This window comes from Candidatus Methanomassiliicoccus intestinalis Issoire-Mx1 (assembly GCF_000404225.1).
GTDB lineage: Archaea > Thermoplasmatota > Thermoplasmata > Methanomassiliicoccales > Methanomassiliicoccaceae > Methanomassiliicoccus_A > Methanomassiliicoccus_A intestinalis.
This window is the reverse complement of the sequence record NC_021353.1, coordinates 1,453,302-1,476,514: the sequence shown is the minus strand read 5'-3', so window position 1 is coordinate 1,476,514 and position 23,213 is coordinate 1,453,302. Positions and strand designations below refer to the sequence as shown.

The window sequence follows — 23,213 nt, the reverse complement described above, 5'->3', positions numbered from 1 at the left end:
AACCTGGGTGAAAACTGTGAAGGTATACGTTGAGAGCTATGGATGCACTATGAATCACGGCGAGGGCGAAAAAATAGAAACGACAATGTCTTTGCTTGGGCACGAAATCGTTTCAGACCCATCCGATGCGGATTTGATAGTTCTCAACACCTGCACAGTAATTACGGAAACTCAAAACAGGATGTTGAAACGTGCAAAAGAGATTTCAGAAGATGGTAAAAAATTAATCATTTCAGGCTGCATGGCATCCATACAGCCGGAGGATCTAATTTCTGTAGCGCCGAATGCTCAAATAATCGATCCAAAAAACTATCATAAGCTGCCATCGCTTGTTGGAAATGGTGATGGGCTGCCTGTAATTAAAAATCCTACAATTACCTCCATTTTACCAATTGCGCAAGGATGCCTGGGATCATGTACATATTGCATTACGAGATTTGCAAGAGGTACACTGTGCAGTTATCCACTTCAAGATCTGGTCTCAGAAGCTAAAAGTCTAATCCAAACTGGAACAAAGGAACTTTTAGTGACTGCGCAGGATACTGCGTGCTATGGATTTGATACAGGCTCAACATTGACTGATCTGATAACCTCGTTGACTAGTCTCGACGGCAGATTTATGATACGGATCGGCATGATGAATCCAAATAATCTCTTGAAAATCTTAAAAGAGTTTATGCCGGCATGGATGAATCCTAAAGTCTATAAGTTCATACACATACCAGTTCAAAGCGGCAGTCCAGAGATCCTCAAATCCATGCAGCGTTCGTACTCGCCGGAAGAGTTTAAAAATTTAGTCTTTGAACTTCGCTCTTATTGTCCAGAAATCTCAATTTCAACAGATGTAATCACCGGATTTCCTGGAGAAACCGATGTCGATCATAAACTCACCATGGAATTAATTGAAGATATCATGCCAGACACTGTTAATGTCACTCGGTATTCAGCAAGGCCCAACACTCCTGCTGCATCATTCAGCCATCAAGTTCCTGGCTGGATATCTAAAGATCGCTCCAGAGAGCTAACAAAATTAAGATTTAAAATCAGTGAATCAAAGAACAATTCACAGATTGGTAAGGATTTTTCAGGAATTGTATCAGAACTTGGAAAACCTGGCACGATGATTGTTCGTACGAACTCCTATCGGCCAGTTGTGATTTGTGAGAAGCTCCCGCTTGGATCAGAGGTTCGTGTTAGGATAACGGATTCCAAATCCACGTACCTCATCGGCGAGATAATCTCTTCATAATTGCACAAAGTTTTGTATGAATTTCTCATAGCTCAGTTTATCATCAGGTACGTTTATATCTCCAGACAATATTTTTTCTTTTATCTGCATTATATCTTTGTATTGATTATCTGTCAGATTTCCTTGAACTATTCCTTCAGCGCCATTTGAAAAATCAAATACGACATTTTGTACCGCTAATTTTTCATCGTTTACCAATTGTTCATTGACTAGAGCTGTTGCTTTTGTAATCTCTTTAATGACAGACGTCAACACGTTATCTGGAGCTAAATATTCTTGATCAGAATCTGACCCAATTACCCATTTGTCGTATACCTTAGCCTCTTCTATAACTCCAATTCCTGTGACGCCAGCAGCTTGGAATATTACATCGCATCCCCCTTCATACAATTCCTGGGCTATTGTTCTGCCTTTGTCTTTATCGGTGAAACTGTCAGCATATTGAGATATTGTCTCTACATTTTTTCCAAGAATCTTACTGGCATAGTCAACGCCAGCTTTGTATCCATATTCAAATGCCTCAATAACTTCTGATTCCTGTCCTCCTACAAATCCTACTACATTGGTCTCAGTAAGCATCGCCGCGGCACACCCACCTAAGAATGAAGATTCGTTCGAATTAAATGAAATTGTAATCAAGTTATCTAACTTTTCTTCAGATTGAAAATCAACCATCACATACAGGATATCTGGATTTGCTTTTGCTGAATCAATTACCTCTTTGTTTGTTTTGGATGGGACTGTCCATATTATATCAGGGGTTTGGGACGTGGCCTTATCTAACTTATCTTTCATACTCTCGCTTCCGGCGATATATGAAACGTTTGCTTCAGCCGATGCAGATTTTATCCCTTTGAACACTAGATCGTTATAACTGCCATCACCAATTGCTTCTTCTTCTATGACCAATATTACAGTTTTTCTCTCTTCTTTTTCATCTGTAATAATGTATGCTGCAGATGCGATAATGGCTACTACCAAAACCAGTGCAATTACGATTGAGACGATAACTCGATTATTCATCTTTTTCATCCCTCTCATCGATATTTTTAATTCGTATATATTTTGCTCTCTGTGTTGTTTGAAGTCTTAGAAAGAAAATATGTATATGAGAAGTGTAATGCAAGTTTGAAAGTCCTGTAGTGTAGTGGTCAATCATCCCGGCCTTTGGAGCCGGGGACAGCAGTTCGAATCTGCTCAGGACTATCTCCTTTCTAGATTTTTCAGATCAATGGTTCTGCAGACGCATGCTGGATGCGGTTAAAGTTGATATTTAAAGCAAGAGTCTAAACGATTATTTGTTTGAATCTGAGAGAAAGTTTATAATATGCTTATGACATCCGAATTTCATGGCTCAGAAAAGAAAAAAGAAAGAGCTGGAAGAAGAATATGTCTGGGTACCTCCAGAATTTGACGAGAAAGCGTTCCTTAAAAAGGATATTCTGAGCACTAAGCTTCTAGCAATAGCAGCGGTTATTGCTATTGTTTTTGGTATAATCTCTGCATTAATCGGCAGAGGACTGGGAAACAATGCATATGGTTTCATTGGGTGGATCATCGGTGCAATCGTAATGACTCGCGCATATAGACTGGCCGGTCTTAAAAAGGAAGAAGTCGAAAAAATGAGCCTGGTTGGTAATATCCTACTTTATGCTTTACTGGCACTCGGTGTATGGATTTTACTGATAAACGAACCGTTTATCTAAACTACTTCCCAACTCATTCTTTTATCAATCATTTTTGATAGGATTACTGCATTATCTTCGCATATTGCATCTTTACCGCTTGTAATTTTCATGCCTTTCAGTTCTCTAAAATCCTTTCCCAGCGCAGATGACTTCAGGTTTTTGTTGAGATATGATACAACATTTGTATCATCACGGCGGATTATAACCTTCCACAGTCCATTTTCAACATATGGTTCAAATGTATTAGATTTCCATTTGTTTATAAATGAAGGAGCGTTTTCACTCCAAACTGGTGGACCGTAATGCTGTTTAATTGATGGTAATTCTAGCGTTTCTATTTCTATCGCAAATTTTACGGACGTCTCTTTCACTTCATAATCTGAATCTATTGCAGAGATATTCTCTTTTTGCAGTGTGGTGATAACCCCTTCCAGAGTTTTTCTAATTTGCGGGTATAGATTATCATCGATCAAGTTTGGTTTATCTAGTTCGATTATGATAACCTCAGTATTTCTTTTTGAGATATAGTGTTGGATGCCATCTAGCGAATATGTAGTTCTCACATTTGGAAAGAAAAACCGCTCCGATGGGTTTTTTAGATATTCCTTAGCTGCGTATATGAATTTAGAAAAAGATTGGATAGATACTGCGGAAGCTACATTTCGATTGGAATCAACCGGGTCATGAACAATCAGTGGGTCCCCTTTGAATTTTTTTTCATTGTTTGGAAACACCACTTGTCCCAGGTTCCATCTAGATGCCGCTTCAATGACTTTATTAAAATTGCCATACCGGATGATTAGAAGTTCCGTCAAGTATCCAGATATTCCTTCTGTTTTGGACTCTGCCCCATATACCCCAATGCCTTTTGCAAATTGTTTGAGCAGCCTGACTTGATCTTTCATCTCAGAGTCCATGTTTGTCTTTATGTATTTTGTATGAAACGGAGTCCTATCAACTGCACATTTAATATTTTCAGTTGATTCCAGCTTATAGCATGGTACAATATCCATCTCATATCCACCTCTGGTACCATGCGTATACGGATGTTCGGCATATCGCTCTTCATATGTTGGTAAGTGTTTTTTACCAATTTCCAATCCAATTTTCTGTAGATGAGATCTATCGGTTGATGTTGGAAATAAGATGAATATGTCGATATCTGGATTGCTTAGAAACGTACCTTTGGCCACCGACCCTACCAGCATGATTTCTGCATTGTATTCTTTTACCAGATTATCATCTTTGATTTCCTCAACTACTTCTTGAGCGCACGTTTTCAAACGTTCAACATCACATGCAGATGGTAATATTCGGTCCAGAATGGTGGTTTCTAAAGACATCACATTGAAATCTCGTTTTATATCAAAATCTTTGCTATGAATCCGGAGCGGGGCAGTGGGGATTCTTAGAACTGTCGCTTAGGAGGAAAAGTCGGGCCCCGCTTCCAGATGTTATGATTGTGCATCGCCTCTTATATCATCATTTTTTGTTCGAAGAGCGGTAATTCCTTATTCATTTGAGTTTAAAGCGATTGCTTAATATGGACCATATGGATACCTATTCGGTATACCATAAGGCTTCATTTATTTATACTCAAAGGACCATATTTGTCATAGATACTTTGTAATCATATACGCATACGGAGCATGATACTATCGTTAAAAGACACGCAGTGATCTCGATATCGGCACTTTTGTTGCTTGCTTTTTGTTTAATTGCTATATGTCCAGACGCACAACCCTCTGTGGGGGGGGGGTATCAACATGAAGCTTTACAAAATATTTCAAATTATGAATTATTAGGTGAAGATAATTCAATCGATGTAATATATCATTCGAATGATTCGCAAAACCTAGAAGAATGCATCTCCGAACCCTTGTACAAAAACATTATCCTTATTGATAAAACTCCAGCGAAGTTAGGATGGTCAGATGATGATTTGTCCTTTATTGGTTGGTGTTCAAATCCGCTGGGCGGCACATACATATATCATTCAGGAACATACACAATTGATCCAGATAATCTAGGCAATATTCCAGAGAGCTTAGACTTATATGCTATCTGGGAGCCATATTTCGTGACGGTTTCATTTGAAACATTTGGCGGCACATCAATAGCTCCTAGAGAAGTTAGATATCATGAGGTATTAACACTTCCAGGTGATCCTGAACGGTATAATAGCACATTTATTGGATGGTATGCGGATAAAGAATATGGTGTTCTTTATTCTGCAAATGATCCCGTTATCGAAAATTTTACGTTGTACGCTAAGTGGTACACATATTCAGTAGACTATCAAGTTCAGTATGATGGCAATTATAACACTGGAGGTAAAGTCCCTATTACTTCATATTTTGAATCTGGAGATCGGTTTAAGGTACCGGGTCCAGGAAATTTAACAAAAGATGGTTATACATTTGCAGGTTGGCATTATGGCGATATCACATACTCTGAAGGCGCCATGTTCAAGATGCCATCCAAATCAGTACATTTTGTTGCAGTATGGGAAAAAATACCTGAATGTGTGGTATCATTTTTAGTGGATGGTGTTCAAATTTCATCAGTCAATGTTGAATCTGGACAAGTGGTTGAAGTACCAGATGAGCCTACAAAAGATGGATATAAATTCTCTCATTGGAGTCTAAATGATGAGGAATACGATTTTACTTCAGCAATAACTGGTGATGTGACTCTTGTTGCTGAATGGGAAAAACTGGCAGATTCCACCGATGATACACAAAGGAGCAGTCAACCAAATTGGTTCTACACTGCAATCGCAATAATCTGTAGCATCGTGGCAATATTAGTCTATCTGTTATACAAAAATAAGATTTAATGGATAACTAATATTTTTAAACCATTTTTAACCATTTTTTTGTTAACTATGCAGCAGAAGCTTTATTCTGTATTGAATCGTTCAAGGTTCATGACTGTGAATTGCAAAATTGAACTGGAATACGCATCTGATGAAGAGGCTAATGTGGTGATGGAGTCAATATCTCCTGACAATTTCAATTACGTCAATGCGTACATGGAAGGTAAAAAAGTAATCGTAAGTTCTTCTTCAGATACGCCTATGCAGATGCTGCACACAATGGAAGATTTACTGGCGTGCATCAAAATTGCAGAAATGACATTTGATGCAGCCAGTGGAGAATGAACCACCAAGATCGATAGTTCTAAGCTTCTTTTATTCCTTCTCTTACTTTAACTGCTATTCCAGTTTGGAATGACAACATCTCTTCCCTGATCATCATTGCGCGGCCTATTGCTATTAGATTGTCAGATGAATCAACTACCATGATCTCATCCATCAGTTTGATGTCCTTATCGCAGTCTTCAACAAATGAGCAGAATACATTTTTTCCTTCTCTGTTGAATGGAATTGCGTCATCATTCACAACAACTCTTAGTTTTGGGGCCGGAAATGTCTTCATGAGGATATGTGCCCCTTCTGGCCTGAGAGTAAAGAAACCATCATTAGCGCGCATAGACAAGATATGCTGGCCGTTTAGAAGCACATTTCTGATCTTACCAGTGCTTTTTGATTTTATAATTGAAACTTCACCGTCTAAGAATGCATTTCCTGCACCGGTCCCGAATTGATAATCTGAAACTGCTTTCACCCTAGCTCTATCCATATCGAACTTAGGTGTTTCTTGGCACATCATATCCAATGCGTCCAGTGTACTGTTTTCATCCCACATCATGGTTAATGCATAGGGATGTTTATGGGACATGTGTTCCATCTGCGCACGAGAATATTCTTTTGTCTCCATATCCTCTGGATCAGGGAACAGGGATTGAGCAATCGGATATATCTCATCTAATTCAATGGGAACGGGTCCAAACGGTGTATGTACCATAAAATGAGCATCATATTTTTCAGATATCTTGTTGATTTCTCCTTCTCTATATCTGTGATATGGTTTACCCGTGCTGTCTTCGAATACCACCAGAGCCTCAGACGCAGGATATTCATATCTTGAAAAGAATCTTTTTGAATAACGGAGGAATGAAGGTCTGTTGAGTGTTTCAATTCCTGTATATAGCAGTGAATTATCTCTGCTCAGCGGTTCGTACTGTTCTAAGAAATCCTTATGTTTTTCGAGAGTTCTTAGCGCACTAAGAAGTGCTGGATGAGCACGACATCTTCTTTCTGCCAATTCCCAGATGTCGCCTTCTAGTATTGCTCTTTTTACTCTTTCAATCTCGCATTTCGAGGCCCATAAATTATGTCTTGCAATAAGAGCAGTTCTTTCAGCAGGTTTCATTTTTGTAATTTCATCATAGCTGTGGCCGCTGCATGCAGGACAATTGCAATGCAGGCCTTTCATATCCTGCAGCCCTGCGGTACCTTCTGGGAACATAAAGCGGTCAGTTCTAGCAAACTTTGCATAGGATGCAGAGTCGAACATGTCGCATCCAAGAAGTGCAGCCAATGCGAATACCATAGGATGACCGGCTCCAAAAAGGTGAACGGGCCTGCTGGGATCCAAACCTTTTTTAGATGAAATAATTACATTAACCAGATCTGAAAAACGATACTGTTCCATCAACGGAACAACTCCTCCAATGGGATGAACATCAACATCCAAAAGTGCCATGCGTTTAGCGCAGTTTTCTCTAAGGTTCTGATATATGGAACCCTGAACTACGCCGGCAAGCAGCATATCTCCTTTGAGTTTAGCTGCTTCACCCGTACGGTCGATTGTTACATCCACTGCATGAGATGTCTTATCCTCGCTCCATTCCGGTTCTGTAAATATATCAAGAACAGTTCCAATATCGGAGCCAATTTCTCTTTGAAAATTAACAATATCCTCATTTTTAACTTCAACTTCTCCATACATGTGAGATTGAAAAGTTCCGGAATCTGTCATGATTACACTAGGATAGTCAAGCATCTGGTGCAAACCTTCATTCAACGCCCTTTCTTTTAGTTTTTCATCGCTTCTGATGATATATGAATTAGTAATTATCGCTTTAAATCCAAAAATGTCATACAACTCTCTCGGTGGTACAGTACTGAGTTTTGGATTTACCACAGGTAGTAACGCAGGAGTTTCAAGGATTCCATGAGGTGTAGATAGCTTTCCAGTTCTTGCTAACCCATCCCTACGGATTAATTCAAACATGCATGGAGGACACAATACTGATTAATTAAATTATTTGCACTTTGCCGACTTCATAATACTGAATATTAATATAGCTTTCAATATTCTCACGGCTCATGGAATACAAAATGGTAATAGCCATGAGGAAAGACATAAAACTCTCTCCAGGTAAAATGGCCGCACAAGCTGCACACGCTGCAGTTTCATGCTCTTTCGCATCTAAAAAGAAAAATCCATTAGTATTCGAAAAATGGTATGCAGAAGGTCAAAGAAAAATAGTTGTGAAAGTTGACACATTAAGAGAACTTTATGAACTCAAAGCTTCTGCGGAGTCGATGGGGGTCGTCTCTTCAACTGTTATTGATGCAGGATTAACCGAAGTGCCTCCCGGTACAGTAACGTGTATAGGATTTGGCCCAGGGTCTAATGAGGTCTTAGACAAACTCACGGGGCACCTAAAACTGATGTAATGCTGTAATATTCATTACTATAATATTACAAGATCATTCAGGAAACATTCTGTTTTTGTACATACAGTGAACTCTGTGTTGACTGGATAATTGAAAATTGTGAATTCTGAATTCACCGACTGCAGCAGTCAATGACTTAGAATCCTGCAAACTAACACGAGTCCAGCCGATCTGTTGAATTGAAGTGTGTAATATCCTACCACTCGTTCATATTCCAGCCGCAAGACTATTAGATAATCTAATATAGGTAAGCTATCTTCCAAGCTTATCAAGTCGTGAAGCGAAATAATCACAATTCAAGCAGAATCATGCAATTCAGCAGGTTCTTGACCCTTAACTATTAAATATAGCTACCATTATGGGGAACCGCTTCTGACATAAGAAGGTGAAACATTGGCTAGAGGTCTATATACTGCTAGTAAGCTGAAACACGATCATCAGAAATCAAGATGGTCTGACGGCAAATACAAGCGGAGGATGTTGAAATTAAGGGAGAAGTCTGACCCATTAGAAGGTGCAGCTCAAGCCCGCGGTATCGTTTTGGAAAAAGTCGGTATCGAAGCAAAACAGCCTAACTCCGCTATCAGGAAATGCGTAAAGATTCAACTCATCAAGAACGGACGTCAAATTACTGCTTTTGCAGTAGGAGACGGTGCTATCAACTTCATTGATGAACACGATGAAGTTATGGTTGAAGGCATCGGTGGCAGAATGGGAAGATCATATGGAGATATTCCTGGTGTCCGTTATAAAGTCATCTTAGTAAACAACGTTTCCCTTAACGAACTTGTAAGAGGTCGTAAGGAGAAGCCGGTTAGGTGAAAACTGTGGACGGAGAAACTCAGATTCAGAGCAATATTTTGCTCTTTGGTAAGTATGATATGACTGACATCGCCATCAGGGACGGCGGATTAGCTAAATACATAGACCTCTCCCCCATCACCGTGCCACATTCTGGTGGAAAGCATGCCAACAAGTCATTTGCAAAGTCTAAGATGAGTGTTGTTGAGAGATTAGTCAACAATCTCATGAGGACCGAAGTATATACTGGCAAGAAGGTAAAGTCTATCAAAGTCGTACAGGGTGCCTTTGAGATTATTGAAAAGAAAACTGGAAATAATCCTCTTCAGGTACTCGTAGAGGCTATTGAAAATGCTGCACCTCGCGAAGAGATTACAAGGCTGCAATTTGGTGGAATTTCCGTACCTAAGGCTGTGGATATCTCTCCAGCTAGAAGATTGGACATCGCTCTCAGAAATATTGCTAAGGGTTCAGTTGATGCTTCTTTTAAAAGCAAAAAGTCAGCAGATGACTGTCTCGCTGATGAATTAATGCTGGCTTCCAAGGGAGATATGACCTCTTTTGCCGTAGCTAAGAAAGAAGAACTCGAACGTGTAGCTGCATCTGCAAGGTAATCAGGGTGAAAACACATGGGACGTAAGGAAGAAAATGTTGCTAGGGCACAGGCCGTAGCTAAAAACCCTGAATTCATAAGGAATATCGGTACAGCTGCTCACATTGACCATGGAAAAACTACACTAAGCGATAACTTAATCGCTGGTGCTGGTATGATGTCAGAAGATCTTGCTGGTCAACAGCGTATGTTAGATTTTGATGAGCAGGAGCAGGCCAGAGGAATCACGATTAATGCAGCCAATGCATCCATGGTTCACAAATACAATGGACAAGAGTATCTTATCAACTTGATTGATACGCCCGGTCACGTGGACTTTGGTGGAGATGTTACCAGAGCCATGAGAGCTCTTGATGGTGTAATTATCCTAGTTTGTGCTGTTGAAGGTATAATGCCACAAACAGAAACTGTGATAAGGCAAGCCATCAAAGAGCGTGTCAGGCCATTGTTATTTATTAACAAAGTCGACAGGCTGATCAATGAGCTTAAAGTAACCCCAGAAGAGATGCAGAAGAGATTCACATCAATTATTACTGATGTAAACCGCCGTATTGCAGCACAGTTACCAGAACCTCTGAATAAAGAGTGGCAGGTCAACCCCGCAGATGGTAGTGTTGCCTTTGGAAGTGCATTCCATAACTGGGCTGTAAATGTGCCATTCATGCAGAAGAGTGGCATCAATTTCAAAGATGTCTATGAATTCTGTAAAAATGAAGACCAGAAGACACTGGCTAAAAAATCTCCAGTTCATGAAGTCCTTCTCAACATGGCAATCGAACATGTTCCTAACCCACTTGAGGCTCAGAAACTTCGTATCCCTGTAATCTGGAAGGGAGACATGGAGTCTGAAATTGGAAAGTCCATGATGAAATGCGACCCCAATGGTCCAGTGGCCTTGATGGTTACAAAAATTGTAATCGATCCCCATGCTGGTGAAGTAGCACTTGGAAGATTATTCTCTGGAACTCTATCAAGAGGACAAGAACTGTGGATTGCAGGCATGCCGAATATGCAGCGCTCTCAAACTGTATCTCTGAGTGTTGGTGCGGATCGTATTCCCGTAGATGCAATGACTGCAGGGAATATTGTGGCAGTAGCCGGTCTAAAAGATGCTATTGCAGGTTCAACTGTGACATCAATTAAAGATGCCGAACCGTTTGAAAAGATCAGCCACTATACAGAACCAGTAGTTACAGTTGCGTTAGAAGCAAAGCATATGAAGGATTTACCAAAGCTCGTAGAAGTTTTAAGAACTGTAGCAAAAGCAGATCCTTCTATTCAAGTTGAAATTAACAATGAAACTGGAGAACACTTACTATCTGGTATGGGTGAACTTCACTTGGAAATCACGACATACCGTATCGTAAATGATTTCAAGATTGAGATCAACCAGTCTCCGCCAATCGTTGTATATAGGGAATCTGTAAAAGGCAAGAGTGAAACTTTCGAAGGAAAATCTCCGAACAAACACAACCGTTTCTTCGTAGAAGTATCTCCGCTCGAACAGCCTATCATCGATGCAATCAAAACTGGTGAAATCTCAGTAGATGGTAAGATCAAGGATACTAAAGAACTCGCAAAGAAGCTCCAGGACCTTGGAATGGATCGTGAAGAAGCAAAAGGCGTTGTGATGTTCAAAGATAACAATGTCTTTATCGATGGAACAAAAGGTATCCAGTACCTCAATGAAACTATTGAACTATGTAAACAAGGTTTCGAAGAGGCCATGAGTCTTGGGCCTTTAGCTCAAGAAAAAACAATGGGCCTGAAAGTTAAGCTCATGGATGCTAAGCTTCACGAAGATTCTATTCACAGGGGACCAGCTCAGGTCATTCCCGCTTTCCGTTCTGCTGTTTATGGAGCAATGTGCTTAGGAAAGAGGGTTCTGATGGAACCGCTGACTAAGATCTACATTAACTGTCCAGAATCTGTAATGGGTGATGCCCTGCGTGAATTGCAGCAGAGAAGAGGTGTAATTGACGAGATATCTCAGGAAGGAGAAGCAACAACTATCGTTGCAAGAGCACCTGTAGCTGAGATGTTTGGATTTGCATCTACGATTCGTGGAGCTACTCAGGGACGTGCATTATGGTCTACAGAGAATGCTGGATTTGTTCCAGTTCCGCCAGAATTGCAAACCAAAGTGGTAGAACAAATTAGAACAAGAAAAGGTCTGAAACCAGAACCTTATGATGCAGCTTATTACTCCGCATGATGGTGAATAAGCGTTATATACAACTAACATAATGAAGTGAAACCAATTCCGATATAATATACTCAGGAGACATAGAAATGGCAGAGAAACCACACATGAATTTAGTCTTCATCGGTCACGTCGATCACGGTAAATCTACATCCGTAGGTCGTATGCTCGCCGATACTGGAAACGTGGATGCATATTTGATTGAAAAATATAGAAAGATGGCTGAAGAGACTGGAAAAGCCACTTTTGAATTTGCATGGGTTATGGACTCTCTAAAGGAAGAGAGGGACAGGGGTGTGACAATCGATGTTGCTCACAAGAAATTCAATACTGATAAGTATTATTTCACCGTCATCGATGCACCTGGTCACCGTGACTTCGTTAAAAACATGATCACCGGTACCTCTCAGGCAGATGCAGCAGTATTAGTCGTATCTGCAGTTGAAGGACCTCAGGCACAGACAAGAGAACACTTATTCCTTGCATTCACACTTGGTGTAAGGCAGCTCATCATTGGTCTTAACAAAATGGATGCTGTAAAGTGGTCTGAAGAGAAATATAATGAAGCAAAAGGCGAAGTTGAGAAGCTTCTTAAACTCACCGGTTACAAAGATGTACCAGTTATTCCGTACTCTGCATACACTGGTGACAACGCTACCAAGCGCTCTGAAAACATGCCTTGGTATAAAGGACCTACAATCTTGGAAGCTCTTAATAACTTGAAAGAACCAGCAAAGGCCACCGAGTTACCACTCAGGCTTCCTGTTCAGGATGTTTATACTATCACAGGTATCGGAACAGTTCCAGTAGGACGTGTGGAATGTGGTGTACTGAAACCAGATACAAAGGTTATCTTTGAACCATCACACGTTGTCGGTGAAGTAAAGAGTATCGAAATGCACCATGAACAGTTACCTCAGGCAATTCCAGGTGATAACGTTGGTTTCAACGTCCGTGGTATCGCCAAGAATGATGTACGCAGAGGAGATGTTGCTGGTCCAGTCGACAATCCACCAACCGTTGCAAAATCATTCAAAGCTCAGGTAATGGTTCTTAACCACCCATCTGTCATCACCGTTGGATACACACCAGTATTCCACTGCCACACCATGCAGATAGCTTGTACCTTTGTAGAGCTCCTGGCTAAACTCGATCCAGCTACCGGTTCAGTCAAAGAAGAGAACCCACAGTTCTTAAAGACTGGAGATGCAGCAATCGTAAGAATTCAGCCTTCCAGGCCTATGGTCATTGAGAAAGCTAAAGAATTCCCACAGCTTGGCAGGTTTGCTATCCGTGATATGGGTCAGACTGTAGCTGCTGGTGTCTGTTTAGACGTTGAGAAGAAGGTGCAGTAATCTTCTTCCCCTCCCAATTTTTTTGGGGCGAATGTCTATGGCACAGAGAGCAAGAATATCATTAAGCGGTACAGATCCCAAGAAAGTAGATAGCGTCTGTGGTCAGATTAAATCTATTTCTCAAAGAACTGGGGTTGCGATCCGTGGACCCATTCCACTTCCGACTAAGAGATTAGTTGTTCCAGTCAGGAAATGTCCTGATGGAGAAGGTTCTGAAACATGGGACCGTTGGGAAATGCGTATCCACAAGCGTCTGATCGATCTTGATGCTGATGAGCGTGCATTAAGGCAGCTCATGAGAATTCAGGTTCCTGATGGCGTAAATATTGAGATCGTATTGAGATCTTAAACCAACACATTCTAAACTCCTTCCCATTTATCTATTTTTTATTAGTTCTTTTCGAATATTATTAAAGCATCATAGGATAATTATTTTTACATGTCATGTTATCGTAAACTCAATGAGAAGCGATCAGATAAAGTCAGGACTTGAAAAAGCACCAAGCCGTAGTTTGCTACGTGCAACTGGTTTGACTGATGAACAGATGAAAAAACCTTTTGTTGGTATTGCAAATTCTTGGAATGAGATCGTTCCTGGACATATACATCTGAATCGTCTTGTTGATGAGATTAAAAAAGGAATAGTTGAAGCAGGGGGTGTCCCCTTTGTTTTTGGAGTACCAGCAGTTTGTGATGGCATTGCAATGGGCCACAAGGGCATGAGGTACTCATTGGTTTCCAGGGAAACAATTGCGGACTGTTGCGAAATTATGGTAGAAGCTCATGCTTTAGATGGATGGGTAGGAGTAACAAATTGCGATAAAGTTACACCGGGTATGCTAATTGCGGCTGGGAGAATGAATATTCCTACAATGATGCTGACCGGTGGCGCGATGGAGGTCGGCGTTAAAGATGGAAAAAACTTAGATCTTCAATCCATTTTTGAAGCTATTGGGGAATACCAAGCAGGCAAGGTTGACGAATCTTATGTAACTGGTATCGAATGTGCCGCCTGCCCAGGTGAAGGAAGTTGTTCAGGTTTATTTACTGCAAATACTATGGCTTGTCTTACGGAAGTACTTGGTTTAAGCCTAACTGGATGTGGAACTTCCCTAGCTGTTGATGATAAAAAGCTAAAAATTGCAAGAGAAACCGGGCATAAAATTGTAGAATTGATAAAGAAGAATATCACTTCTCATGACATTATAGACCTAAAATCCTTTAGAAATGCGATAAAAGTTGATATGGCCATAGGCGGATCTACAAACACTGCGTTGCACATTCCTGCAATTGCAAAGTCATTTGGTTATTCAATTTCTCTGGATGAGTTTGATTCAATCTCTAAGCAGATTTCACACATAACTAGTCTAAGGCCAAGTGGGCCATACAGCATAAGAGATCTCGATAATGCAGGTGGCGTACCTGCAATCCTGTATCGATTGAAAGATCATCTGGAGGATACTCCGACGGTAAATGGTAGATCATTGATGGATATTGCAGCCAAATCCAGTGTGCTTGATGACGCAGTGATCAGATCTTTGGACAATCCGTTTCATTCTGAAGGTGGCATAGCTGTTTTAAAAGGAAATCTTGCACCAAAAGGTGCGATAGTTAAACAAGCAGCCGTTAGTGAAAAAATGATGAAATTCAAGGGTGCTGCTATTGTTTTTGATTCTGAGCAGGATGCTATTGATTCAATAACTGCAGGAAATGTAAAAGCGGGTTCCGTTGTAGTTATTCGATACGAAGGTCCGAAAGGCGCGCCAGGGATGCCAGAAATGCTTTCACCAACAAGTTTGATTGCAGGTATGGGACTTGGTGATTCCGTTGCACTCATTACAGATGGCAGATTTTCTGGTGCTACACGTGGAGGTAGTATTGGTCACGTATCTCCAGAGGCTTTTAACTGTGGTCCGATAGCTGCAGTGAATAATGGAGATATAATTGAGATCAATATTCCAGAACGAAAATTAACTCTTTGCATATCTGATGAGGAGTTGACTGAACGTATGAAACACATTACTGTCTTGGATCGCAAGCCTATAGGTGTTTTGAAAAAGTATAGAGAACTAGTTCAGGATGCCTCCGAAGGAGCATACTTGGAGTGAAATAATGACTGAGTATAAAATGCTCAATCATAAATCGATATATTCCATGTATATTGGGTATATCATATCTTTCATATTTTTAATTATTGTATTTTATGTAATTTATTACTTAATGAATACTCATAACTATGAATATCTGGAGTATGTAAAATATTCAATGGGCATCTTGATAATTATTTCACTCATTTATATCATTATAGCACCACACATATATTATCATCATTATCGATATCTAGTTACTAATGAAAAAATCGACATCAAGCGCGGAATAATTATCCTGAGGCGTATCTTAGTTCCTGTTGAAAGAATTCATCAGGTTGAGATAACAAAAGGACCGATAAATAATATATTTGGTCTTGCAGATATAGAAATCACAACTGCAGGCGGTAAGGTCAGATTAGAATTTTTAGACAGTCAAGATGCAGAACAAATTGCTGAACTGTTAAATGAATTCGTTAGGTCAATGATTGCGAATCGAGGTAGTTCTATTGAACAGCAATGATGGATTTAGACATCATCCTTCCATTATACTGGAACAATTACTTGGAGCCTTGTTTACATTAGCAATTTTGTTTGCTGTAATCTATGGGACAACTTCGTATGCCAAGTATATTTTTTTGTTAATGGTAGCCGCTGTTGTAATATCATATGTCTGGTGGAAAAGAACATTAATTTATTTTAAAGACGATGAATTGGTAATCGAAAGGAATTTAGTATCAAAAATGAAAAAGACCATACCCTATAGTAAAATCGCATCTATAAATATAGAACGTAAAGTCTTGAATAGAATATTTGGTACCTCTGCCATTAAAATAAATATTAACTCTGGCGTTAATGCTTTAAATGCAGAAGCAACGTTGGTATTTAGTGAAGACTTAGCTGTAAAAATCAAATCAGAACTCTCATCAAAGGTATTCAATAACACAGACTGCATAGAAGATGACGTTGTCAAACCATTAATCAACTTTACATTTAAGGACATCTTAATTCACAGTATCTTTGGAATGCCAACTGGTCAGTCTATCTTAGCACTGATTTTTCTGATGTGGACAATTATCTCCATCTTCTTGCAAGGTTCAGGGATAACCATTCCATTGATTCTCTTCATATTGGTAGAAATATTCCCTTCACTGGGTGGAGTAATTAAATTCTACAATTTTAAAATGTATCGTACTGGAGACACAATCCATGTACAACATGGGATGCTTCAGACATACAAATCATCATTCAAAATTTCGAGAATAAATGCAGTATGCATAAAGCAGCCACTTTTAGCCAGATTGCTGCATAAGTCTTTAATTGAACTAGAGGTTGTTGGATTAAGTGATTCAGATGGTAAAAAACCTACAATCTGTCTTCTTGCAAATAATAATCTCATACCTGTAGTCATGAGTGAAGTTTTACCAGAATTTATTTACGATCATTTCTCATTGAAACAACCAGCAGCTGCTAGATACCCAATCTTGTTTGAATACTCTATAGCAGTTATCATCTCTGTCTTGATTATTTCGATCATTGGGTATGCATCCATGTCATACTTTGATGATTCTGCGATTTCATCATATGTCTTATATGTCTTTCTTATCATGGCAGTCTTAACAGTCTTTTCATTATTCATTTGTGCTTACTATTCATATTCAATAATGGAATTCGATATGGGAAACGATCTGTTTACCTTTGTAAATGGAGTATTGGATAGAGAGATGTCTATTGTTTCATATGATCGCGTCCAGATTATTGAAATACGGGCTTCTCACATAGCAAGACATTTTGATCTTGCAAAATGTAAAATCTCGTTATTGTCTTCAGTAGGTGAACGTAATATCAGTTCTGGATATTTTTATGAAGCTGATCTCTCAAAAATATCTGATCGGATATTAGAAAGACTGTGTGACGGAGAGTATGATTATAAATTCAGCGGAGCTTAATCATCACTCTTTCTTTTTTTGCATTTTCCATATTTGAATTAACTTATCTGCATATAATTGGTAGGTTCGAACCAGGGAATATATATGTCCGTGTCCTTCAATTGATAAACAATTGCCAGGCATGTTTTCCACTTTAGTTCTTCTTTTGGTGTATGCGGTTATATCTATATCCAATAAATGGAGGACGATCTGTGCCATTTTATTTTTCTTTTATTGACTTCGCTTTGTATGATGTTGAATTTGCACATTGGGAATCGTCAACGTTAATATCAGATTCCAAAAGAATCGAGTTCAAATATCCTGGGTGATCGTACGGATGAAATTTTTTTGACGATAGCCCAACCAACAGTTCACAGTCTATTCTGTTGAATTGGGTTAACGCCGAGCTTATTAATCTTGCCAGGCTGTGTTTTCATTATCTAATGACTCTGATGAGCCAGATCTATACTTTATAAAGTAGTAAAAAAGTGGACTGAGCGGGACTTGAACCCGCGGCCTCATGATTGCAAATCATGCGATCTACCGCTGATCTATCAGCCCTATATTTCCCTGTATTATACACTTACATATATAGACTTCGATTCAAAACCCTAAAATCTAGCATATTTGCAATAATTCGCTTTATAATATACACTATTAAGTACCAAAATCTCATCATTATCTAAGCTATATTCTCACAATCGCCTAGATTTATCCTATCTTTGTGCGGTTGATGTGGGATTTTTAGAAATATTTATATAGTAGTTGTGTATAGCATGGGATACCTGAGTAAGTCGGTAAGACTTCAGGGACATAGGATAGCCTCCTATGGTAAGCTATAAATACTCCTTCAGATATGGAGGGGAGCTGCGATCGAATAGAAATATTCGGACGCAATCACAGTAACGTTTAATGTGCACCCGAGAAATGTATTTCCCGGGGAAGAGATGGAGGACAACAGTGGTTTGGAAGATAACATTGTTGTTCAGTGAATTCGATCATATGCAATTCGGACGTGTGTTAAGTCGACACAAGTAGCGGCATATGCTACGTTATATAGGGAATGGCTCGGCTCAAGCGCCGATGAAGGTCGTGTCAAGCAGCGATATGCGCCGGGTAGACGCAAGAAGTCTATGATCCGGTGACCGCCGAATGGGACTTCCTATTCTTCGGAATGTTCAGTAATGAACGGGAACGCGGGGGATTGAAACATCTTAGTACCCGCAGGAAAAGAAATCACCGAGATGCCGTCAGTAAAGGCGATCGAACGCGGCACAGAGCAAACCGAATCCCTTGTAGAAATATGAGGGAGATGTGGTGTAGTGGACCCAGATACGTCTTAACCAACTAACCTGAAGTCGTCTGGAAAGACGCGCCATAGTGGGTGATAGCCCTTTAGGGGTAAGTTGGAAAGATGAGTTTTGGTGCTCCGGAGTAACGTGCGTTGGATATCGCGCGTGAAGCTAGGGAACATTCATCTCTAACTCTAAATACGTCTTGAGACCGATAGCGCAGTAGTAGCGTGAGTGAAAACTGAAAAGCACCCTTGACGGGAGGTTAAAAGAGCCTGAAACTATATAACTATAAACTGATGTGGCGTGGAAGCTAAGAAACCTTTATGGTGGAGCAGCGTTGCATCATCCGTTTTGAATAACGGGCCAGCGAGTTCTGATCAGTGGCGAGATTAAAATATTGAATATTGGAATCAAAGGGAAACCAACAAGCACGCAACCTTCGGGTGAGGTGCGAGGTGTGCTCGCCTGGAGTCACTGGTGGGATACCCGAAGCCAGTTGATCTATGCGTGGGCAGGATGAAGCCCTTCGAAAGGGGGGTGGAGGTCCGAACAGGTGATGATGTGCAAATCTTTCTGATGACCTGCGTATAGGGGTGAAAGGCCAATCTAAACTGGAAATAGCTGGTTCCTCTCGAAACTTGTCGCAGCAAGACCTCAGCCGAGGTAGATTGTGGGGTAGAGCGACCAATTAGGGATTTAGGCCGAGAAATCGGTCGGTCTCTTGTTAAACTCCGAACCTGCGATCGCCGAAGACGCTGGGATTGAGGGCCTCTGGGGTAAGCTTGGGGTCCATAAGGAAATGAATCCAGCCTGAGGTTAAGGTCCCTAAATACCGGCTAAGTGAAACATGAAACCGAGTCCGTAGTCTAAAACAACCGGGAGGTGGGCTTAGAAGCAGCCACCCTTTAAAGAAAGCGTAACAGCTCACCGGTCGAGATTATGGGCCGGGAAGAGAGACGGGTCTAAAGCCGGTTACCGATACCTCAGAGCACCGCAAGGTGATCTGGTAGAGAGGTGACGTGCATGGGTGGAAGTTTGGCCGTGAGGTCAAGTGGACCGTGCTCGTATATGGATGCTGGTAGGAGTAGCAGCAAAGAATGGTGAGAATCCATTCCGCCGCAGGGGCCAGGGTTCCTCGGCAATGTTCGTCAGCCGAGGGTTAGCCGATCCTAAGACAACTCTTAATCGAAGTTGCCGAAAGGGAAACAGGTTAATATTCCTGTGCTATAATAGTCATCGCCTAATATGAAACATATCCGGATAAGCTGAGCAGGGGTGTCAATCTGTTCAAGCGTCGAAGCCTTTGGAGTACCGTAATGGTGAGAATTAGGTGAATGCGCGAGTAGGCAAGCGAAGGCTTGCTTCAGCTGATTCCAGGTATCAATGAAAATTGTATTAGTTTAGTCTGTTATGTTCGTACCAAGAACTGACACAGGTGCCCCTAGGTGAGAAGCCTAAGGCGTGTCGGCGTAATCGTAGCGAGGGAATTCGGCAAAATAGCCCCGTACCTTTGGTAGAAGGGGTGCCAGCCATGAAGATGGCTGGTCTCAGTAACAAGGGAGCTCCGACTGTTTAACAAAAACATAGGTCACAGCTAGTTCGAAAGGATGTGTATTGTGGCTGAAGCCTGCCCAGTGACGGTATCTGAAACTCGGGTTCAACTGAGCGAAGGACCGTTAAACGGCGGGGGTAACTATGACCCTCTTAAGGTAGCGTAATACCTTGTCGCTTAATTGGCGACTTGCATGAAGGCACAACGAGAGCTCTACTGTCCCCGCTTCGAAGCCGGTGAAACTGATAGTACCGGCGCACAATCCGGTATCTTCCACCTGAAAGCGAAGACCCCATGGAGCTTTACTACAACCTGTTGTTGTGATACGAGCCCTAATGTGTAGCGTAGGCAGGAGTCGTTATCAGGGCTTGCCGCCAGGCAAGTTCCGAGACATCAATGAAACACTGCCCTTTAGGACTCGTACCACTTACTCTTTCTGAGAGGACAGCTATAGGTGGGCAGTTTGGGTGGGGCGCCACGCGCTCAAAAAGATAACAAGCGCGCCCAATGGTCAGCTCAGGCAGGTCAGAAATCTGCCGTTGAATGCAAAGGTAAAAGCTGGCTTGACGTCGGTTGGGACAATAACAATCGGCGATACGAAAGTAGGGCTTAGCGAACCACTCAGCCTTCTGAATGGGGGCGAGTGATAACAGAAAAGTTACCCTGGGGATAACTGAGTCGTCGCTAGCAAGAGTTCATATCGACCTAGCGGTTTGCTACTTCGCTGTCGGCTCTCCCTATCCTGGTGGTGCAGCAGCTACCAAGGGTGGGGTTGTTCGCCCATTAAAAGGGATCGTGAGCTGGGTTCAGACCGTCGTGAGACAGGTTTGTTGCTTTTTGGTGGAAGTGTATTGATGCCTGACGGGAAGGATCCTTTAGTACGAGAGGAACGGGGATTCGTAGCCTCTAGTTCATCAGTTGTCTGGCAAGGCACTGCTGAGCAGCCACGCTGTAAGGGATAAGAGCTGAAAGCATCTAAGCTCGAAACTCCCCCGGAAAAGAGGCATCTTAGAACGCTCATAAATGATGAGTTTGATAGGACTGGGGTGTAAGTATCAAGGTTTTCCGAGATATTCAGCCCGCAGTTACTAACGTTTGCTTCGTCGCGAACGTGTCGACTTGACAGTCAATCGAGTTGCGTATGATCTTCTTCCATCCCTTAATTGGATTTTTGATAAGTTATTTTACTGTAATTTGACTTTAGTAGTTTAATTTAGATTTTTTTGTAAAATACATGGATCAGGTTTAATGATCTACTCAAATCAATAAATTAAGGGATCTGGGGTTATACACCCCTCGATCATATAAAAAAATATTAGAGTGCTGATGACTCTAATGTTTTAGGGCAGTTGCATTTTTCTCGTTTAACTGGTATTTTTGGTATAATTGCCCCTAATAAATTCCTGATTTTTTCAGAATTTTCTTCCATAACTTTTGATACAGTCATTGCATCTACAGTTTCTTCAGACCACGCATCGTAGTCTGTAATTGTTGCCAGTGACATGTAACACATATTCATTTCCCTAGCTAATTGGCATTCGGGAACAATGGTCATGCTGATAATATCAGCAAATTGTCTAAACATCTTAGATTCTGCGCGAGTTGAGAATCTGGGTCCTTCTATGCATACACATGTTCCATTATTGTGTGAGTTTATCTTTAGATTCTTGCACTCAATTTCTGCAATCTGATTTAATTCAGGACAGAATGGATCAGGTATTGCAATGTGCTCTGTTTTAGGACCATCAAAAAATGTATATTTTCTTGACTTTGTAAAATCGATAAATTGATCGACAATGACCATGTCGCCAGGTTTATACTCTTCCTTGAGTGATCCTACTGCGCAAGGTGATATTATTCTCTCAATTCCAAGTTGTTTTAATGCATATATGTTGGCTCTATAATTGATCATATGTGGTGGAATGGTATGATTTTTTCCATGACGTGGGAGAAATGCTACTTCTATTCCATTCATAACGCCAATTGCTATTGAGCTGGATGGAGATCCATATGGTGTATGAATATCTATTTCGTTTACTATCTCTAATTTGTCCGGGTACACTCCTGTACCCCCAATGATGCCGATTTTTGGCTGCATATCATTAAGATGCATTGTTAATATATTTTAGTTTATGAGCTCGATCCTATCTTTAATTGTAAATATCAATATTGTTAACTTTCTTGAATTATTTTCAAGAAGTCTAAATAATCTTTTCTGATAACACTCTAGTACTATACTTGAATTATTTTAATCGTGTGTATAGTTTCGAGTGTCACCAGATTATGCATGCTTACAATTCTTTGATGCCAAGGCCATCTAACAGATCTATAATGCTCATCAGTTCTGTACAATTTCTTCGTCCCATCTTTATTTTCATATTATTTTTGAGTACGAATGTTAGGTGTATAGGAAGGTTTTGGATGCCATTTTCTGTTTGAAGATTCATTCTTTTTACTTTAATCCCCCTTAAATCATCTGAAGTCATGAATGATTTTTTCCCCAATGCCTTTTCAAAGCTAGTCGTATACACCAAAACTCCATTTTTATAGACTCTTATCGGTCTAATCACTCTCTGAGCGTCTGGACTTATTACTTCTGTTATGTAAAATATCAGCAGAGCTCCGATCAGAAAGATAACTGGATAAACTATCTCCAAGCCATAAATTGCAGACAAAATTGCCATAAATATAAGAAATACTCCAACAAACCTCCCTAGATTTTCGAGGATGTTCCATTTTTTACCTCTCATCCATTTTCTTGGCATGAGGCTCAAGGGTATTTTTTCAGTATAGATAGGTTTTTCTTCTTCAATTGTGTTGCCACGTCTGCGTCTTGCCATCGAACAGTGATC

At 40.6% G+C, this 23,213-nt stretch carries 18 protein-coding genes, 2 tRNA genes and 1 rRNA gene; 15 read left to right on the top strand and 6 right to left on the bottom strand.

Going from position 1 to position 23,213, the window contains the following annotated elements:
* Positions 1 to 16 precede the first annotated feature (16 nt).
* Positions 17 to 1,249, top strand: a complete 1,233-nt coding sequence (locus H729_RS07060) for a tRNA (N(6)-L-threonylcarbamoyladenosine(37)-C(2))-methylthiotransferase (RefSeq protein WP_020449322.1) — start codon at positions 17 to 19, stop codon at positions 1,247 to 1,249.
* Here the strand turns inward: H729_RS07060 and H729_RS07055 are convergent.
* Positions 1,244 to 2,272, bottom strand: coding sequence for a BMP family ABC transporter substrate-binding protein (locus tag H729_RS07055; protein WP_172618682.1), 1,029 nt, complete (start codon positions 2,270 to 2,272; stop codon positions 1,244 to 1,246). The two genes, H729_RS07060 and H729_RS07055, sit on opposite strands and share 6 nt — an antisense overlap.
* A 110-nt stretch (positions 2,273 to 2,382) precedes the next feature.
* Between H729_RS07055 and H729_RS07050 the strand changes: the two genes are divergently transcribed.
* Positions 2,383 to 2,455 (top strand) — tRNA-Gln (locus H729_RS07050).
* 143 nt (positions 2,456 to 2,598) lie between these two features.
* Entirely contained in the window at positions 2,599 to 2,955 is a 357-nt protein-coding gene (locus H729_RS07045; RefSeq protein WP_020449320.1) for a hypothetical protein, read from the top strand.
* Here the strand turns inward: H729_RS07045 and cca are convergent.
* Positions 2,952 to 4,280: a CCA tRNA nucleotidyltransferase gene (gene cca / locus H729_RS07040; RefSeq protein WP_020449319.1), complete on the bottom strand. Its 1,329-nt coding sequence runs from the start codon at positions 4,278 to 4,280 to the stop codon at positions 2,952 to 2,954. The genes H729_RS07045 and cca overlap by 4 nt on opposite strands.
* Before the next feature lie 536 nt (positions 4,281 to 4,816).
* Here cca and H729_RS07035 point away from each other — a divergent pair.
* Both H729_RS07035 and H729_RS07030 read left to right on the top strand, forming a co-directional pair.
* Positions 4,817 to 5,776, top strand: coding sequence for an InlB B-repeat-containing protein (locus tag H729_RS07035; protein ID WP_020449318.1), 960 nt, complete (start codon positions 4,817 to 4,819; stop codon positions 5,774 to 5,776).
* A gap of 48 nt (positions 5,777 to 5,824) precedes the next feature.
* The gene (locus H729_RS07030) at positions 5,825 to 6,100 is read left to right on the top strand and encodes a KEOPS complex subunit Pcc1 (protein ID WP_020449317.1); all 276 of its coding nucleotides are present in this window, start codon (positions 5,825 to 5,827) and stop codon (positions 6,098 to 6,100) included.
* A gap of 19 nt (positions 6,101 to 6,119) precedes the next feature.
* Here H729_RS07030 and tgtA read toward each other — a convergent pair whose 3' ends face one another.
* Positions 6,120 to 8,078, bottom strand: a complete 1,959-nt coding sequence (tgtA, locus tag H729_RS07025; RefSeq protein ID WP_020449316.1) for a tRNA guanosine(15) transglycosylase TgtA — start codon at positions 8,076 to 8,078, stop codon at positions 6,120 to 6,122.
* 95 nt (positions 8,079 to 8,173) lie between these two features.
* Here tgtA and pth2 point away from each other — a divergent pair, with 95 nt between their 5' ends.
* The 9 genes from pth2 (at position 8,174) to H729_RS06980 (ending at position 17,535) form a co-directional block, all read left to right on the top strand.
* Positions 8,174 to 8,527, top strand: a complete 354-nt coding sequence (gene pth2 / locus H729_RS07020) for a peptidyl-tRNA hydrolase Pth2 (RefSeq protein WP_020449315.1) — start codon at positions 8,174 to 8,176, stop codon at positions 8,525 to 8,527.
* A 393-nt stretch (positions 8,528 to 8,920) separates the two neighbouring features.
* Complete coding sequence (locus H729_RS07015; protein ID WP_020449314.1) at positions 8,921 to 9,349, top strand: 30S ribosomal protein S12; 429 nt, start codon at positions 8,921 to 8,923, stop codon at positions 9,347 to 9,349.
* On the top strand, positions 9,346 to 9,942 hold the full coding sequence (locus H729_RS07010; protein ID WP_020449313.1) for a 30S ribosomal protein S7: 597 nt from the start codon (positions 9,346 to 9,348) through the stop codon (positions 9,940 to 9,942). The genes H729_RS07015 and H729_RS07010 overlap by 4 nt, the downstream gene beginning before the upstream one ends.
* A 15-nt stretch (positions 9,943 to 9,957) precedes the next feature.
* Entirely contained in the window at positions 9,958 to 12,156 is a 2,199-nt protein-coding gene (locus H729_RS07005) for an elongation factor EF-2 (RefSeq protein WP_020449312.1), read from the top strand.
* 77 nt (positions 12,157 to 12,233) lie between these two features.
* On the top strand, positions 12,234 to 13,499 hold the full coding sequence (gene tuf / locus H729_RS07000) for a translation elongation factor EF-1 subunit alpha (RefSeq protein WP_020449311.1): 1,266 nt from the start codon (positions 12,234 to 12,236) through the stop codon (positions 13,497 to 13,499).
* A gap of 37 nt (positions 13,500 to 13,536) precedes the next feature.
* Entirely contained in the window at positions 13,537 to 13,848 is a 312-nt protein-coding gene (gene rpsJ / locus H729_RS06995) for a 30S ribosomal protein S10 (RefSeq protein WP_020449310.1), read from the top strand.
* 112 nt (positions 13,849 to 13,960) lie between these two features.
* Positions 13,961 to 15,607 (top strand): dihydroxy-acid dehydratase, encoded by a 1,647-nt coding sequence (ilvD, locus tag H729_RS06990; RefSeq protein WP_020449309.1) that lies wholly within the window; start codon positions 13,961 to 13,963, stop codon positions 15,605 to 15,607.
* 112 nt (positions 15,608 to 15,719) lie between these two features.
* Entirely contained in the window at positions 15,720 to 16,109 is a 390-nt protein-coding gene (locus H729_RS06985; RefSeq protein WP_172618680.1) for a PH domain-containing protein, read from the top strand.
* Positions 16,096 to 17,535 (top strand): PH domain-containing protein, encoded by a 1,440-nt coding sequence (locus tag H729_RS06980; RefSeq protein WP_020449307.1) that lies wholly within the window; start codon positions 16,096 to 16,098, stop codon positions 17,533 to 17,535. Before H729_RS06985 ends, H729_RS06980 begins: the two co-directional genes overlap by 14 nt.
* A gap of 468 nt (positions 17,536 to 18,003) precedes the next feature.
* Here the strand turns inward: H729_RS06980 and H729_RS06970 are convergent.
* A tRNA-Ala gene (locus H729_RS06970) sits at positions 18,004 to 18,075 on the bottom strand.
* A gap of 472 nt (positions 18,076 to 18,547) precedes the next feature.
* Here H729_RS06970 and H729_RS06965 point away from each other — a divergent pair.
* Positions 18,548 to 21,472 (top strand): 23S ribosomal RNA (locus H729_RS06965).
* 204 nt (positions 21,473 to 21,676) lie between these two features.
* Here the strand turns inward: H729_RS06965 and H729_RS06960 are convergent.
* Positions 21,677 to 22,459, bottom strand: coding sequence for an S-methyl-5'-thioadenosine phosphorylase (locus tag H729_RS06960; RefSeq protein ID WP_020449305.1), 783 nt, complete (start codon positions 22,457 to 22,459; stop codon positions 21,677 to 21,679).
* Positions 22,460 to 22,652: 193 nt separating this feature from the next.
* Complete coding sequence (locus H729_RS06955) at positions 22,653 to 23,201, bottom strand: hypothetical protein (RefSeq protein WP_020449304.1); 549 nt, start codon at positions 23,199 to 23,201, stop codon at positions 22,653 to 22,655.
* Between the last annotated feature and the right edge of the window lie 12 nt (positions 23,202 to 23,213).